Source organism: Gracilinema caldarium DSM 7334, from assembly GCF_000219725.1.
Lineage (GTDB): Bacteria > Spirochaetota > Spirochaetia > Treponematales > Breznakiellaceae > Gracilinema > Gracilinema caldarium.
This window is the reverse complement of record NC_015732.1, coordinates 1,719,696-1,734,467: the sequence shown is the minus strand read 5'-3', so window position 1 is coordinate 1,734,467 and position 14,772 is coordinate 1,719,696. Positions and strand designations below refer to the sequence as shown.

Genomic DNA, 14,772 nt, shown 5'->3' with positions numbered 1-14,772 from the left:
TTATGATGCGATCATTGTATTCCGGTGTTGCAGGGTTACAGAATCACCAGGTTCGGATGGATGTACTGGGTAACAATATTTCCAACGTTAATACCACGGGTTTTAAAAAGGGCAGGGTCAATTTTCAGGACCTTTTGTACCAGCAGATGTCCGGTGCTGCTCGGCCTACTGAAGAAGTGGGTGGTGTCAATCCTAAGGAAGTCGGTCTTGGTATGATGATTGCTTCCATCGATACGATTCATACCCAGGGGTCCTTACAAACCACCGGCGTTGGTACGGACCTGGCTATTCAGGGACAGGGCTTCTTTGTTCTTAAAAATGGAGAAAAAACCTTCTTTACCCGGGCTGGTGCCTTTGGCCTGGATAGAGATGGAACTCTGGTCAATCCCGCAAACGGCCTTCGTGTACAGGGCTGGATGGCCCGGGATGTAGGCGGTACTACCCGCATTGATACCGCCCGGGATGTGGAAGACCTCATTATTCCTGTTGGCTCCAAGGATCCCGCTAAGGCAACGACCTCAGTTAATTTTGCCTGTAACCTGGACAAGCGAACCCCTGAAATTCCAGAAAATGCCGGTCCCGGTGCCATTCTTGAAGGGACCTGGAGCACCGACTTTAAGATCTACGATAACTTTGGACAGGAACACACCCTCCGGGTCGATTTTTCCCGCCTTCCCGGACAGAATAACCAATGGCAAGCCCGGGTTACCGTTGATCCTGAAGGTGCAACTCCGACCAATACAGCGGTTGGTCTTGGAGAAGGAGCAACCGCTGCAGGCGGTCCCAATATTTTCACCGTTAATTTCAGCAATCTGGGAACCCTTGCAGGGGTCGTTGATGCAAACGGTAATCAGTCCCCTACAGAGGGTGATGTGAATGTTCGGGTTGCCTTTGATGTTCAGGGCTCTACACCCGGTGCAGATGGTAACCTCATCCGGCAGGAGTTTAATATCAACCTGGGGAAAATCGGTAGTGTGGTGAATACCATAACCCAGTTTGCAGAAAAGAGTTCTACCAAGGCCTTTATGCAGGATGGCTATCCCATGGGGTATCTTGAAAATTTCAAAATTGACCAGAGCGGTGTCATTACCGGAGTCTATTCCAATGGTACAAACCGGCTTATTGGACAGGTAGCTATGGCAAGCTTTACAAACCCAGGTGGGCTTGAGAAGACCGGAGAAAATACCTATGTGGTATCCAATAACTCTGGGTTGGCAAATATCAGCCCCTCGGGTATAGCAGGTAAAGGCAAACTGATTGCAGGTGCCCTGGAAATGTCCAACGTAGATTTGGCAGAGCAGTTTACCGACATGATCGTAACCCAGCGGGGGTTCCAGGCAAACTCCAAAACCATACAGACTTCGGACCAGATGCTTCAGGAACTCTTAACCTTAAAGCGATAGTATGATACAGTAGGATAGCATGATACAGGTAACCAGGCTTGATGGCGTAGCATATTACCTCAATCCCCATCAGATCGAGTCCATAGAGACCCATCCCGATACGACCCTGGTCATGCTGTCCGGTAAAAAAGTCATAGTCCGCGAAAAGCCGGAAGAGATCATCAATCGAATTATAGAATACAGAAAGTTAATCGGCGGATTCAAGAACGAGGAGTGATAGGTCATGGATTTAGCGACGATTATCGGTTTAGTCGGTGCCTTTACCATGTTGGTTATGTCCATCTTTACATCCGGTGGTACCATCTTTACCTATATGGACCTCCCCTCGTTCTTAATGGTTGTGGTTGGTTCATATTTTACTCTCTTTATTAATTTTGGTATGTCCGAAGCCCTTGGTGTCTTTAAAGTTATCGGACTTACCATGAAGGTTCCCAATTTCGGGGAACAGGCAATTATCACGAAGCTCATGGCCTTTTCTGATCGAGCCCGCCGGGAAGGTTTGCTTGCTCTGGAAGAAGAGCTGGAAGACCTGGATGATGAATTTATGAAAAAGGGGCTCCGCCTCGTGGTCGATGGTACCGATGCGGAAATCATCCGAACCCTTATGGAAACTGAGTTGAACCAGATGCAAGCCCGTCATGCTGATAAAATGTCTATCGTAGATGCATGGTCAAAACTGGCTCCCGGTCTTGGAATGTTGGGTACCGTTACGGGGCTTATCGCCATGATGAAAAACCTGGAAGATAAAAGCTCGATCGGTCCTAACATGGCCGTTGCTCTCATTACTACCTTTTATGGGGCAATTATGGCAAACCTCTTGTTAATACCCATGTTGGGAAAACTCAAAGCCCATGATGCTGCAGAAACCCAGGTAAAAGAAATGATTATCGAAGGGGTTCTTTCCATTCAGGCTGGTGATAACCCCCGCATTCTTGCCCTTAAACTGCTTTCATTCCTCGCCCCCGATGTCAGGAAGTCTGTAGAAGCAGAAATCCTTAAGGATTAGTCTATGGCAAAAAAGAAGAAACAGTCAGAGGGCGGTGGCGGTGCTCCAGAATGGATTGTTACCTACTCAGATATGGTTACCCTTCTGCTTACCTTTTTTGCTGCTCTCTTTAATGTTTCGGAGGTTGATGAAGTTCAGCTCCAACAGATGATTTCTTCTCTTAACAATATCGGAATGGGAGCAATGGAAGGCGGTGCTACACTGACCGCAGGAAGAAATGCGGACCTTGGAAATACCATCATGTCTCTTCCTTCCATGGAAAAAGGAAAATCCCTTTCTACTGCAAAAAAAAAGGCAACCAGCCTTTTTGCTCCCGAAGTAAAATCTAACAAGGTAAAGGTAACCACCGATGAACGGGGACTTGTCATAAGCCTTGCTTCAGATGCTTTTTTTGCTCCTGCCAGCGCTCAGGTGAATATTGAAGAAACGAGGGATATTTTACTTCGGCTGGGTGCCCTATTGAATTCTGAAGACCTCCAGGGAAGGAAATTCCGTATCGAAGGCCATACCGATTCCACTCCTGTGGATCCTGCTGGTCCCTGGGCATCGAATTGGGAACTTTCCACAGCTCGTTCTATTAACGTCCTCAAGTATCTTACCGATATTGGAGTAGAAGAAAAGCGGTTTCAGGTTGCAGGTTTTGCAGATACAGTTCCTATAGCTTCGAATGATACTCCTGAAGGAAGAGCTTACAACCGTCGTGTTGACATTGTGATCCTTGATGAAGGGCATTTATAAATAACCATTTGCATGACCGCCTTGTTTCGTATATTATATCTAAAATACGGAGGTATACACCATGGCAGAAGACCAGGATGAGCTTAATCTTGATGAAGGTGATTCGACAATAGATAGTTCTCCGAAAAAAGGTGCTGGAATTGGTGGAATACTGCCGACAATTTTAAAATTTGTTGCAATTGGCCTAGGAGCGCTTATCTTTATAGTAACTGTTTCAGTTATTACCTATAGAATTATGTCCGGATCGGGAAAGCCTCAAACTGTGGCTACATCCGAAACAGATCCCTATATGGGGAAACGGCCAGAATTATCCTGGTTTACGACTATTGGGGTAATACGAACGAGAACAAAGGATCCAACTCCATCCTCGGTTGTGGTTAATGTCATTATTGGGTATGATCTCAATGATAAAAATGCACAGACCGAACTCACAAACCGTCTCTACGAATTAAAGGATTTTTTCCGCAACTACTTTAGCAATAAATATGCAGCGGATTTAAAACCGGAAAATGAACGCAACTTAAAAATTGAAATCCGTGAAGCATTAAATACAACAATTTTACAGAAAGCAAAGGCCCGGGAAATTCTATTCCAACAGCTTGATGTGGTAGAGATGTAAACAATAAAGGTGGAAGAAAGGCATGACCGAAGTACTGTCACAGGAAGAAATTGATCAGCTTCTTACCGCAATCAACGCAGGGGAAACAGAGCCGGAGGATTTTAAACCCGCGACAGATACTCGTAAAATAAAAATCTACGATTTCAAGCGGCCTGATAAATTCTCCAAGGAACAGATTCGAACGGTTTCTATTATGCATGAAACCTTTGCTCGTCTTACCACCACATCCCTTTCAGCGAATTTACGGAGCATGGTCCATGTTCATGTTGCTTCGGTAGATCAGCTAACCTATGAAGAATTTATCCGTTCTATTCCAACCCCTACCACCTTGGCAATCATCAATATGGATCCCCTGAAGGGCAATGCCATACTGGAAATTGATCCCGCTGTTACCTTTTCAATCATCGACCGTCTTTTTGGTGGAACCGGTGAAGGAACTAAGGCTCAACATGAACTGACTGATATTGAACAGTCAGTAATGGAAGGAATTATCGTACGCATCCTCGGTAATATGCGTGAAGCCTGGGCAACCGTCATTGACCTTCGGCCGCGGCTTGGTCAGATAGACACCAATCCACAGTTTGCTCAGATAGTTCCCCCAACAGAAATGGTGGTGCTGGTTACTCTGGAAACTAAGGTTGGTGAAGTGGAAGGGATGATGAACTTCTGTATCCCCTATCTGACGATAGAGCCAATTATTGGGAAACTGTCTGCACAATACTGGTATTCGTCGGTACGACGGGGAACAACAACGGAAAATCTTAATGTATTAAAAGAAAAGCTTTCTACAGTAGATATTAATGTGGTTGCTGAGATAGGAAAAATACAAATCCCCGTACGGGATGTTCTTTCTTTACGAGTCGGTGATGTGATCCGATTATATAATGTGAGGGTAGGGGATCCAATGACACTCAATGTAGGAAATAAAAAGAAATTCCTCTGCCGTCCAGGTGTTATAGGCAAAAAAATGGCAGTTCAGATTGTCAAAAAACTTGCTGAGCTTGAACAGGAAGAGTTCGAAGAACTTGCATCAGAAGGAGATGAAAACCTATGAGCGATGGCGCCCTTTCCCAGGATGAAATAGATGCTCTCTTGGCCGGAGTAGATTCCTCAAGTCTTGGTATGCCTACCCCAGGTTCTGGTGGTGGTATCAGTGAGCAGAGTAAAGCTCTGTTACAGGAGTACCTGGTCGCTACGGTGCAAACCCAATCCTCTAACCTTTCTATGATGACAGGGACCACTGTCACCATGCAGCTTACCCAGGTTGATGGAGTAAACCGGGAATCCTTTCTGCAGAAAGTCCCTGATATGGTTGTAGCGATAAAAGCCGATTTCAGCTCCGGTTTCCCTGGGGAACATCTTTTTGTGCTTTCTGAAGAAGGTGCTAAGAAAATTGCCAGTTTGATGAACAAAGAAGATAATATCGAACTGGATGATATGGCCTTATCGGTAATCAGCGAGATCATTTCACAATTAACAGGAACACAAATTACTACCCTAACGGAAAAAACGGGTAATAAGTCGATTGCATCCGTATCCCCCGAAGCCACCTATGTACCTAAAGCGGTGGTTGCTCTTCCAAATGGCGATTTTGCACGGGTAACCTATCAACTGAGTCTTGGTGATGGCACAAATCTTCCGATATGGGAAGTCTATGGTGCTTCAGTAGTACAGGATATAGCTGCAGCATTAAGTGGTGGTGCTGTTGGTAAGTCCACCGGGACTCAACCTATGGCTGGTATAGGGAACTCTGCCATGGGTGGTTTTGGTGCGGGACCTGCTATGGGCCAAATGAGTATGCCGGGTACGCAAGCTCCACAGTCGATGGGTGGCATGGCCATGGGTGGAGCCGCAATGGGTGGTATGCCCTTTGGTGGAGTTATGGGGGGTTCTCCTATGGGTGGAATGGCAGGATTCCCTCCGATGGGTCAGTCACCGCAAGCCTTTGGCGGATATGGTATGGGTGCTTCTGCCACAAATGTGCAGCCTGTTCAATTTCCCAGTCTGGTTCCTCAAGCCTCATCTGCTGAACAGGGAAATATCGGTCTTATCATGGATGTGTACATGGAAATGACCGTAGAGCTGGGTAGAACAAAAAAACTGATTAAAGAAATCCTGGGGATGGGAGAAGGTACCATCATTGAATTGGATAAATTGGCCGGTGAACCGGTAGATATACTGGTGAACCACAAACTTATTGCCAAAGGCGAAGTTGTCGTTATCGATGAAAACTTCGGAGTTCGTGTAACTGAAATTGTTTCACCTATGGAAAGAATGTCCGATATGGGGTAAAATAAACGCGAAGTAGGGACGCTCGTTCCCTGGGAGGGGAAAACTGAACAGGCTTCGCATCTATGCCCTCGCCATGTTGGTGGCGTTTTCGGGCAGTACTTTGCTTTTTAGTCAGACAACATCTCAAAATGGGTCTCAGGTTGTTCAATCGGCTCAGGCTCCCAATGGTACCGATGAGGGGGCGTTACAGATTGGTGAAACAGCAGGAACAGACACTGTTCGAGCCCAGAGTGGAATTACCTTTTGGACAGTGTTCCGTCTTGTCCTGGTATTGGGTCTTTCTGTTGCCGCTATTTATGGTATCGTATTCTGGCTTAAGAAACTTGCCAGACCTGCTGAACTGCGAGACCCTTACCTTAGGGTACTCGCAAGCACCCATCTAGGATCTAACCGATATATTCATATCGTTGCCGTTGGTACGAAAGCATGGCTTGTAGGCTCTTCCGATGGATCTGTTCAACCTATAGCGGAAATTACCGACAAGGAAACCCTGGATGCCATGTTTCTTGATGAATCCAAAAAACTGGCTGAGACCGGGAAATCACAACACGACTTTACATCGATATTACGTCGTTTTATACCTCAGTCCCATTCAGATAATCAAAATCTACAGAGCCCTGTCAATATACATGCAGAACGGCTCAAAAAACAGCGTGAACGGCTTCGGGGGCTGTAGGATGAAAGGGCTGCAACGTCTCCTTCTCCTGATATATTTATGTTTCCTTAGTTCTCTTATACCCCTCGCTGCTCAAACTGCCCAGGGAACCCAGACTGGGACCCAGAATCAAAATTTTCCTACCCGGTCAACCCAGGGTACCGTACGGGTTCCAACTCCACAGGCTCCACCGGTAGTTCCCTTTATAGATCTGACTATACGGAACCCGAATTCGGGTAAAGAGGTTGCCTTTTCATTACAATTACTACTACTCCTTACGGTCTTATCCCTCGCTCCAAGTCTTTTAATACTTATGACCAGCTTTCTTAGAATTTCTATTGTGCTGGACTTTATCAAACGAGCCCTTTCACTTCAGCAGGCACCGCCCAACCAGGTGATTCTGGGAATATCTCTCTTCCTCACCCTTTTTATCATGTGGCCAACCTTCCAGGAAGTTTACGAAAAATCTTTCAAGCCTCTCTCGGATGGGAAAATTGGCATTGAAGAAGCCTATACACAGGCGGAAAAACCTTTACGACTATTTATGTACCGCCAAATGCAGGGAAACCCGAATAATATACGGCTCTTTATGGCAATGCGAGGACTCCCAAAACCGAATACTTTGGCAGATGTTCCGACCTATGTACTCATTCCTGCTTTTATTCTTAATGAACTCACAGTAGCGTTCAAAATCGGTATCCTCTTGTTTATACCATTCATAATCATTGATATGGTCGTCGCCAGTGTGCTTATGTCTATGGGTATGATTATGCTTCCTCCGGTTATGATATCCATGCCCTTTAAGCTTATTCTTTTTGTTTTAGTCGATGGATGGGGGCTTTTGACTGAACAACTGGTGCGGTCTTTTTTCTAAGGGAGTAGCTTATGGACATTGGTGATATTGTCACTCTGATGCGGGGTGGAATTTTACAGGTCATTATTCTATCAGCTCCCATCCTGGTCACAGCCCTGGTTGTTGGTCTTATTGTTGCCATTTTACAAGCTACGACATCAATTCAGGAACAAACCCTGACCTTTGTTCCCAAAATTCTTGCGATACTTCTTATTCTGGCCCTCTTAGGTGGCTTTATGTTTTCTTCGCTGGGGGATTATACGATCCAGTTATTTAAGATGATTCCTTCCATGGCGAGGTAATCCATGTTGAACCAGATCCTGGCAAATGCACCGCTTTATTTACTCATTGCAGTACGAGCCTTGGCCATGATCGAGGTTGCTCCCCTTATTTCTTCCGATGCTATTCCACAGGTAGCTAAAGTTTCTTTGGCAGGTTTTGCTGCCTTTATGGTGTTTCCTCAGGCTGCTCCTATAGACCTTCCTCAGGAAGTATTTAATCTTACTTATTTACTGCTGGTTATCGGAGAAGCCTTTATTGGCATCATTATTGGTTTTTATCTCACTATCATTTATTCTGCTTTTTCATCGGCAGGACAATTTTTTTCATTGCAAATGGGATTTGGTGCTTCTGAAACCTATGACCCCCTGGCACAGATCGAAAACCCCCTTATGGGACAGTACCTCAACCTGATTGGTATGCTCGTATTTCTGTCTGTGGACGGGTTTCAGCAACTGTTCCTAGGTGGTTTCCAGCGTTCAGTCCAATCTTTCAATGTGCTTACCCTGATTACTGCAAGAGAAGGGATTCTGAACGTTATGATCAAAGGCTTAAGCCAGCTATTTGTAGATGCCCTTGTTATTTCCATGCCCATACTGGGAACCCTCTTTCTCATTTCTCTTGCGATGGGGCTGCTTTCTAAGGCTGCTCCTCAGATGAATCTTCTGACTGAAGGTTTTCCCATTTCAATTACTGTGGCATTCATCCTTATTATGGCTACCATGCCATTTTTAGTGGAAGCCTTTGCCTACGTGATAAACAATGGGTTTAGTATACTCGAAAGGGTTATCACATCGATGGGGAGGCAACTGTGAAACAACAGCAGCATTTCTCTGAGCTGTTTGATGAACAACTGTCACTCCAAAAGGCGCTTTCCATCGATCTGCAATGGTTTGCCGCAGAAGATGAAGGCAGAACAGAAGAACCTTCGGAATATAAAATCCGAAAAGCCCGGGAAGAGGGGCGGGTTGCGAAAAGTCAGGAGCTCATCGGATCACTTGTTCTTTTACTTCCAACCTTAACCCTGATTTTTTTAGGCCCCTCCATGTTCAAGACCTGCCTTGAGATGTTCCGTTTCTTTTTTACCCGTCTTAATGAGGTGGATTCCATGCTGAATGGCATGTTTTTTGTAGTGTTTATAACCTATTTTGCCCGGCTTGCATTGCCCATCATTGCGGTAGCTATGCTGTCGGGGATTATCGCCAATCTTGTTCAGACGGGATTTCTCTTTACCACCAAACCACTGCTTCCCAAATTTTCTAAAATTGTTCCCCGTCTGGGGCAGTATTTTCAGCGAACCTTATTTTCCATCGAGGGATTATTCAATTTTGCAAAATCTATCGTAAAAATTGCAATAATAGGTATTGTATCCTATGTCATAATTAGCTCTAAAATCGCACAACTGGCCCGTTTACAAACGGCTACGCTCTGGACCGGTTTTACGACAATAGCCAGTCTTACCATCCAGTTACTTCTTATTGCCGCCCTCTTATTGTTAGGTCTTTCTATTCCCGATTATCTCTTCCAGCGCTGGCAATATATGGAATTTTTAAAAATGACCAAACAGGAAGTAAAGGAAGAGCGAAAAATGTATGAGGGGGATCCCCTCATTAAAAGCAGACTCAGACAACGAATGCGGGAACTCCTTTCCAGAAATATGGCCGCCAATGTGCCTAAGGCCGATGTGGTCATTACCAACCCGACCCATTATGCCGTAGCACTAGAGTGGAATAGGGATACCATGCCAGCACCGATGGTGACAGCCAAGGGTGTTGATGAGGTAGCCCAACGGATTAAAGCCATAGCCAATGAACATGCTGTTCCTATTGTAGAAAATAAACCTTTAGCTCGGGCCCTATACGCAGAAGTGGAAATAGGGGATATAATACCAGAAACCTATTATCAGGCCATTGCCACAGTGCTGGCCCATGTATATAAGATTAATGAAGAACGCCGGAAATCGGCGGTATAGAGGAAACGTTAATTCATGTCCGATGCACGTAGAATTTTGAGCGACAGTTTTTTAAAGGACAGAAGTGATCTCTTTGTAGCAATTGGTGTTGTAGCCGTTGTCATGATGTTGATCATTCCTCTGCCGACGGTGCTCCTCGATGCGCTTATGGCGCTGAACCTTGTATTAGCCCTTTTAATTTTACTTATTGTTTTATATACCAAGCGTCCAACCGATTTCAGTATTTTCCCAACTATACTGTTGGTATCTACTGTTTTTGGTCTTGCAATCAATGTTTCTTCCACGAGGCTCATTTTGTCCCAGGGGGCAAGATTCGACGGTAAAATGATAAAGGCCTTTTCATCCTTTGTTGTCGGTAGTGGGGGGACAGAAGGTCTCGTTATAGGATTTGTTATTTTTATTGTTATCATCGCAGTCCAGGCCATTGTCATTACCAAAGGTGCAACCAGGGTTGCCGAAGTAGCCGCCCGTTTTGCCCTCGATGCATTGCCCGGTAAACAGATGGCTATCGAAGCGGAATATAACTCAGGGGCAATCACTGAAGAAGAAGCCTTCAGAAGGAAAAATGAGCTCCAGCGGGAAGTTGATTTTTACGGTGCCATGGATGGCGCGAGCAAATTTGTATCCGGCAACGTTAAAGTTGGCATTTTTATCACCGTTATTAATGTACTCGGGGGGATCATCATTGGGGTCTCTTTGCATGGAGAAAATATTATTGCCGCCCTGGGAACCTATACTACATTTTCTATTGGTGACGGCCTCCTTTCCCAATTCCCAGCTCTTCTCGTATCAACTGCGACAGGTATCATCGTTACCCGTTCTATTTCTGATGGGACCTTTGGGTCCGATGTTACGAGTCAATTTTCCCGGGATGCCCGGATATACTGGATCGGAGCCTTTGTTCTGGCAGCCCTATCCTTAATGCCGGGCTTTCCCTGGTATGTACTGATACCCCTTGCTCTGGTTCTCGGATTTACCGCATATCGCCTTGGACAGGGAAAATTAAAACAGCAGGAAGCCGAAAAGACAAAAACTGCCGCCGCTAAAAAACCCGCCGATGAAAGCGCAGAAATGTCGCCAGTGGTGCCCTTAGACCCGCTCTCATTGGAGCTAGGGTATGGACTTATTCCCCTAGTAGACCGTGATAAGGGTGCAGAACTTCTTGAGCGGGTTCATCGAATTCGCAGAGAATCAGCTCTGGATCTCGGCCTGGTCATCCCCAGGATCAGAATTATCGATAATATGCGGCTCGAGCCTTCTGAGTATTGTTTTAAAATTAAGGGGGTTGATGTGGGCCGCGGAAAGATCCGAATGGGATATTTTCTCTGCATAAATCCTGGTGGAGTGACTGATGAAATTCCGGGTGAAAAGACAAAGGATCCCGCCTTCGGGCTCCCTGCTTTATGGATTAGTGAAGATCGCCGGGAAGAAGCAGAACGGGCAGGGTACACCGTGGTGGATCCGCCATCAATCATTGCAACCCATCTAACGGAAATTATTAAACGGCATGCAGCGGAAATTTTAGGCCGCCAGGAAACCCAGGGTATCCTTGAAACCCTTAAAAAAGAGTATCCTGCAGTGGTAGAAGAAGCACAAAAATTGTTGTCTCTTGGAGAAATTCAAAAGGTATTGCAAGCCCTGCTCCGAGAACAGGTTTCCATACGTAATATGGTTGCCATTCTCGAAGCCCTGGCAGACTTTGCACCGGTCACCAAGGATACCCAGTTCCTCACCGAGAAAGCACGCCAGGCTTTAGCACGGCAAATCTGTCTACAGTATGCCGATGATGAACGGACCTTGAGGGTGCTTACTATAGAGCAGTCTTTGGAGCAGAAGATTATAGACAGCAGGGTAGAGACTTCAAGCGGCGTGGTTGCTGCTTTGGAACCAGCTCTACAGAGGGCATGGATAAAAGCACTGTCCCGATCGGTAGCAGCTATGCAGGAACAGGGCATGATTCCTCTAGTACTTTGTTCTGAAGCAGGCCGTCCCTTGGTAAAATCCAGTACAGAACGGGAAATTCCGGACCTTGTTGTACTGTCGGTTCCGGAAATTGTAGCAGATATAACCGTTGAAGCGGTAGGCGAAATTCGAATAGAATAAAGGGAACGGTATGGAATATTTTACTGAACAGGCACCTACCCATGCGGAATGTATCCGCAAAATAAAAGAAAAGTATGGGGATAACGCTAAAATATTGATGCGAAAAACGGTTCGTATTGGAGGTTTCCTCGGTCTATTTACCCGGGACGGGGTCGAGATGACCGGTATTGTGAGTAATGAACCCTTGCGTTATGCTACGGATCCCCTTAAAAATGTGCGAAAACCTTTAGACTTGGAAGAGGAAAAACGGAAAATTCTTGCCGTAGCAAATCCAAAAATGGATCCTACCCTGCAAACCGTATTACAGGAAGTCCGAAGTCTTAAAGAAAAACTTGAATCAACACAGATACAATCGAAACCAGCCGATGAGCACCCAAATCTTTTAAAAATTAGCGAATTGCTCTATTCAAATGATTTTTCCCACAATTATACATTGTCAATTCAAAATAGAATTAAGAGGGATTTTTCTCTCGAAGCCCTTGAAGATTTCGATGCACTTCAGAGCCAGGTTGTTGAATGGATTGGAGAAAGCATTAATGTATATCAGGAGCCGAACTCAAACACGAAGCCTCGGGTCCTCATCTTAGTTGGACCAACCGGGGTTGGCAAAACCACTACCATTGCAAAACTCGCTGCCCTGTATGGTGTTGTTGGCATGAACGGCTTGAACCCCCTCTCGGTAAGGATGATAACTATCGATAACTACCGAATTGCAGCAAAACAACAAATTGAGACTTATGGGAATATCATGCAAATCCCCGTGTCCTGTGTAGAAACCTATGAGGACCTTAGAAAAACCATAGCTATGTATGCCCAGGAAGTGGATCTTGTTCTGGTGGATACCATAGGAAAAAGCCCGCGGGATGCGGTGAAACTGGCTGAAATGAAAGAGATCCTTAATGCCTGCGGCAGTACCGCTGAAGTGCATCTCGCAATGGCTGCTTCTACAAAGTTCAGCGACATTAAAGAAATCATGCAGCAATACGAACCTTTTAATTACCGGTCAATTATCGTAACCAAACTTGATGAGACTACCCGTGTAGGTAATATGATCAGTGCTTTGGCAGAACGGGGAAAAACCGTATCCTTTATCACCAATGGACAAAAGGTCCCCCAGGACATCGAGCGGGCAACAGCGGTTCGGTTTTTAATCAACCTTGAAGGTTTTAGAATTAATCGTCAGAAAATAGAAGAAAAGTTTGCATACGCAACTAGAGACGTTCTATAACGGAGATTTTCATGGAAGACCAGGCAGAACAGCTACGAGAACTCATGAGGGCAAAAAATAATAATACCCAGACAACAACTCCTGCAAAGGACAAACAGAGTAGAAAGACCAGAATTATTACCGTTGCCAGCGGCAAAGGCGGGGTTGGAAAGACCAATGTATCAGTTAATATGGCTTTGGCTTATGCCCGACTTGGGAAGAAGGTCATCGTTATGGATGCCGATCTGGGGCTTGCAAACGTTAATGTGATGCTTAATATGATCCCGAAATATAATCTGTATCATGTGATCCGAAAGCAAAAAACCATGAAGGATATCCTTATTGATACGGAATATGGTATACAAATTGTTGCTGGAGCGTCGGGGTTTTCGAAAATTGCAAATTTAAGTGAAGATGAGCGGCAGAATTTCATTAATGAGCTGTATACCCTTTCCAATGCAGATATTATCATCATCGATACCAGCGCCGGTGTTTCCAATAATGTACTTTCATTTGTAGCTGCTGCGGATGATGCGGTCATTGTTACAACCCCAGAACCGACGGCAATCACCGACGCCTATGGGATTATCAAAATTATTGCAACCGAAATTGATAATTTAAATATGGGTCTTAAGCTGGTGGTCAACAGGGTAAAAACGGTTGCAGAGGCTAAAAAAGTAGCAGACCGGATGATCAACATCGCCGGTCAGTTTTTAAACCTCAAGGTAGATTACCTTGGTTTTATTTATGATGACCCCGCGGTTCCCCAGGCTGTATTGCGCCAAAAGCCTTTTATGGTTTTGGACCCAAAGAGTAAAGCTTCGCTCTGTGTCCAGCATATTGTGGGTCGTATGGAAAAAACAGAAATTCGTCAAGATGGCGGATTAGGTAACCTTATCAGACGCCTGTTTAACAGAGAATAATGCGGCTTGACGCAGTCCCGGTTCTATCCTAGTCTAATAAGGGGAGCTTGTAGGTGTTTGATCCAAAAATCAGCGGACTGGTAGCAGGTATCGCCTTTATCCTTTCAATTTTGTTTGGAATGATTGCTGGGGCTGCATTCTTAATTGCCCTCATACGGGCCCTTATTTTTGCTGTTTTTTTCTTTGTTTTTTCAGGTCTCGTCTATTGGCTTATTACCCAATTTATTCCAGAGCTTATAGAAAACCAAGGCCAGGATATTTCAGACCATGAAGGTGCTATTCCGGATGTCGGTTCAAAGGTGAATATTTCTGTTGGGGAGGAGGAAGTTATTCCGGAAAATTCTCTGGCTTCCCAATTGGTAAAAGACACAGTGGAAGAAGATGATGAATTCATTTCTGAAAAAGCTCTGGACCAGAATGACGAAGACAGCTATACTAGTAGGGAACATGATACGGCCCGAATAGAAAGTAATGAAGTACTAAGTCAAAGTCCGGCACTCCCCATTGGGGTCATCGATGATGTTGATGAGTTGCCTGACCTCGAAGGAATGTCAGATGCCTTTGTAATGCCAGTTCTGGAACGTGGAGAGGATAGTGAGCATGAAACAGGAGCTCCTACAACAACTTCGACAAAATATGCTGGTACTTCAGCATCTTTTGATCCAAAAGAAATGGCAATGGCGATACAAACAATTTTGAAACGGGACCAGAAAGGATAGGGT

Annotated in this window: 16 protein-coding genes; all 16 read left to right on the top strand. The window is 45.2% G+C overall.

Annotated features, from left to right (window positions below):
* Window positions 1-2: 2 nt before the first annotated feature.
* Complete coding sequence (gene flgE / locus SPICA_RS07815) at window positions 3-1,403, top strand: flagellar hook protein FlgE (RefSeq protein ID WP_013968990.1); 1,401 nt, start codon at window positions 3-5, stop codon at window positions 1,401-1,403.
* Window positions 1,404-1,422: 19 nt separating this feature from the next.
* The gene (locus tag SPICA_RS07810) at window positions 1,423-1,620 is read left to right on the top strand and encodes a flagellar FlbD family protein (RefSeq protein WP_013968989.1); all 198 of its coding nucleotides are present in this window, start codon (window positions 1,423-1,425) and stop codon (window positions 1,618-1,620) included.
* Between the two features lie 6 nt (window positions 1,621-1,626).
* A complete protein-coding gene (locus SPICA_RS07805) occupies window positions 1,627-2,409 on the top strand; it encodes a motility protein A (protein ID WP_013968988.1) in 783 nt (260 codons plus the stop codon).
* Window positions 2,410-2,412: 3 nt separating this feature from the next.
* Window positions 2,413-3,147, top strand: a complete 735-nt coding sequence (gene motB, locus SPICA_RS07800; RefSeq protein ID WP_013968987.1) for a flagellar motor protein MotB — start codon at window positions 2,413-2,415, stop codon at window positions 3,145-3,147.
* Between the two features lie 61 nt (window positions 3,148-3,208).
* Window positions 3,209-3,766, top strand: coding sequence for a flagellar basal body-associated FliL family protein (locus tag SPICA_RS07795; protein ID WP_013968986.1), 558 nt, complete (start codon window positions 3,209-3,211; stop codon window positions 3,764-3,766).
* A gap of 22 nt (window positions 3,767-3,788) precedes the next feature.
* Window positions 3,789-4,820 carry a flagellar motor switch protein FliM gene (gene fliM, locus SPICA_RS07790; protein WP_013968985.1) on the top strand — a complete coding sequence of 344 codons (1,032 nt, stop codon included), beginning with the start codon at window positions 3,789-3,791 and terminating at the stop codon, window positions 4,818-4,820.
* On the top strand, window positions 4,817-6,058 hold the full coding sequence (gene fliN / locus SPICA_RS07785; protein WP_013968984.1) for a flagellar motor switch protein FliN: 1,242 nt from the start codon (window positions 4,817-4,819) through the stop codon (window positions 6,056-6,058). Before fliM ends, fliN begins: the two co-directional genes overlap by 4 nt.
* A 73-nt stretch (window positions 6,059-6,131) precedes the next feature.
* Window positions 6,132-6,734, top strand: coding sequence for a FliO/MopB family protein (locus SPICA_RS07780; RefSeq protein ID WP_013968983.1), 603 nt, complete (start codon window positions 6,132-6,134; stop codon window positions 6,732-6,734).
* A gap of 1 nt (window position 6,735) precedes the next feature.
* Window positions 6,736-7,587: a flagellar type III secretion system pore protein FliP gene (fliP, locus tag SPICA_RS07775; RefSeq protein WP_013968982.1), complete on the top strand. Its 852-nt coding sequence runs from the start codon at window positions 6,736-6,738 to the stop codon at window positions 7,585-7,587.
* 11 nt (window positions 7,588-7,598) lie between these two features.
* Window positions 7,599-7,868 carry a flagellar biosynthesis protein FliQ gene (gene fliQ / locus SPICA_RS07770; protein ID WP_013968981.1) on the top strand — a complete coding sequence of 90 codons (270 nt, stop codon included), beginning with the start codon at window positions 7,599-7,601 and terminating at the stop codon, window positions 7,866-7,868.
* A 3-nt stretch (window positions 7,869-7,871) separates the two neighbouring features.
* Complete coding sequence (gene fliR / locus SPICA_RS07765; protein ID WP_013968980.1) at window positions 7,872-8,660, top strand: flagellar biosynthetic protein FliR; 789 nt, start codon at window positions 7,872-7,874, stop codon at window positions 8,658-8,660.
* Window positions 8,657-9,817: a flagellar biosynthesis protein FlhB gene (gene flhB, locus SPICA_RS07760; RefSeq protein WP_013968979.1), complete on the top strand. Its 1,161-nt coding sequence runs from the start codon at window positions 8,657-8,659 to the stop codon at window positions 9,815-9,817. The genes fliR and flhB overlap by 4 nt, the downstream gene beginning before the upstream one ends.
* A gap of 15 nt (window positions 9,818-9,832) precedes the next feature.
* Window positions 9,833-11,920, top strand: a complete 2,088-nt coding sequence (flhA, locus tag SPICA_RS07755; RefSeq protein ID WP_013968978.1) for a flagellar biosynthesis protein FlhA — start codon at window positions 9,833-9,835, stop codon at window positions 11,918-11,920.
* Between the two features lie 10 nt (window positions 11,921-11,930).
* Window positions 11,931-13,148: a flagellar biosynthesis protein FlhF gene (gene flhF, locus SPICA_RS07750; RefSeq protein WP_013968977.1), complete on the top strand. Its 1,218-nt coding sequence runs from the start codon at window positions 11,931-11,933 to the stop codon at window positions 13,146-13,148.
* An 11-nt stretch (window positions 13,149-13,159) separates the two neighbouring features.
* A complete protein-coding gene (locus SPICA_RS07745; protein ID WP_013968976.1) occupies window positions 13,160-14,050 on the top strand; it encodes a MinD/ParA family protein in 891 nt (296 codons plus the stop codon).
* Between the two features lie 53 nt (window positions 14,051-14,103).
* Complete coding sequence (locus tag SPICA_RS07740; RefSeq protein ID WP_013968975.1) at window positions 14,104-14,769, top strand: hypothetical protein; 666 nt, start codon at window positions 14,104-14,106, stop codon at window positions 14,767-14,769.
* Window positions 14,770-14,772 lie beyond the last annotated feature (3 nt).